Below are 1432 nucleotides of genomic sequence, written 5' to 3'. Positions count from 1 at the left end.
GGTGACCCCAACATCGTCGAGGTCTACATCCGCCGTTTGCGCAGCAGAATCGACGAACCCTTCGGACGCCGGGCGATCGAGACCGTCCGGGGTGCGGGGTACCGACTTGCCACCAACGGTGGTTGATGAATAGCTCCTCGATTCGGTTTCGAATATCGGCTCTCGCCGCCGTGTCGGTAGCGGTGGTCCTTGTGCTTGCCTCGATCGGCCTGGTCGCGGTCCATCGTCGTCAGCTCACCTCCAACGTCGACCTGGCCCTCGCCCAAAGGGCTCAGGATCTGACCGCGTTTGTGGAAACGACCGACCTGACGGCAGTTGAATTGTCGGCCACCCAACAAGAGGGCTTTGCCCAGCTGCTGAGCGCGGACGGGTTGGTAGTTGCCTTCAGCCCGAACCTGGCAGGTGCTCCCCCTCTCCCGATCGACTACGCGGCAGGTACTCCGCAAACCGTTCGCACTCTCACAGGACTGGCCGTCGACGACGACGTGTTTCGAGTACTGAGCCGGACAGTTCAAACGGCCTCTGGGCCTGGTGTCCTCCATGTAGGAACCACCCTCGATGACGTTGCCGAAAACACGGCCGTGCTGGCGGGCACTCTCCTCGTGTCGATTCCTGTGGTTGTCGTTCTGCTGGCGGGGATGGTCTGGTGGTTGGTGGGTGCACCCTCAAACCTGTCGAGAACATGCGAACCGAAGTTGCGGAGATTGGCGCCACCGACCTCCATCGAAGAGTTCCGGTCTCCCGAGCCAAGGACGAAATCGGCCGACTGGCCGAAACCATGAACATGATGCTGGGCCGGTTGGAGAGCTCCGTGGAGCGACAGCAGCGCTTCATCGGCGATGCCTCGAACGAGTTGCGGAGCCCATTGGCGAGGATGCGCTCCGAAATCGAAGTGGACCTGGCAACTGGAAAGACCAATGCCGACGTATCCAGGCTTCGAAGTCTCCGCGACGAGACCATTGCCTTGCAGCGGTTAGTCGACGACCTGCTCCTGCTCGCAAGGCTTGACGCCGACCAGTTGCCAGTACGGACCGAACCGGTCGATCTCGACGACCTGATCTTCAGAGAAGTCCAACGGCTCAGGGCCGATGGCCGTCGATATGTCGGGGGTTTCAGGCGCCCAGGTACTCGGGGATCCCTATCAGCTGGCGAGGGCGATCAGAAACCTGAGCGCCAATGCCGAACGCTACGCACATCAATCGGTGCGATTCACCCTCGGGGAGTTGGAAGGAAGGGCAATCTTCACTATCGACGACGATGGCCCCGGAATCCCTCCGGGGCTTGACGACAAGATCTTTGAGCGATTCGTACGCGTCGACGATGCCAGAGGACAGGCCACCGGGGGCTCGGGGTTGGGCCTCGCCATAACCCGCGAGATCATCGAGCGGCACGGAGGCACCGTCGAGTTCGACCATTCCTTTGGTCCCGGGGC

3 protein-coding genes are annotated in these 1432 nt (G+C 61.7%); all 3 read left to right on the top strand.

Going from position 1 to position 1432, the window contains the following annotated elements; genetic code table 11:
- Window positions 1-126, top strand: a 126-nt coding sequence (locus JJE47_04270) for a winged helix-turn-helix domain-containing protein (protein MBK5266628.1), incomplete at its 5' end; no start/stop codon positions are given.
- A complete protein-coding gene (locus JJE47_04265) occupies window positions 126-782 on the top strand; it encodes a hypothetical protein (GenBank protein ID MBK5266627.1) in 657 nt (218 codons plus the stop codon). The genes JJE47_04270 and JJE47_04265, both read left to right, overlap by 1 nt.
- Window positions 683-1285 carry a HAMP domain-containing protein gene (locus tag JJE47_04260; GenBank protein MBK5266626.1) on the top strand — a complete coding sequence of 201 codons (603 nt, stop codon included), beginning with the start codon at window positions 683-685 and terminating at the stop codon, window positions 1283-1285. The genes JJE47_04265 and JJE47_04260 overlap by 100 nt, the downstream gene beginning before the upstream one ends.
- Window positions 1286-1432 lie beyond the last annotated feature (147 nt).

The sequence above is a fragment of the Acidimicrobiia bacterium genome, assembly GCA_016650365.1.
GTDB lineage: Bacteria > Actinomycetota > Acidimicrobiia > Spongiisociales > JAENVV01 > JAENVV01.
The sequence above is the reverse complement of the archived record's forward strand: the minus strand, read 5'-3'. Positions and strand labels throughout refer to the sequence as shown.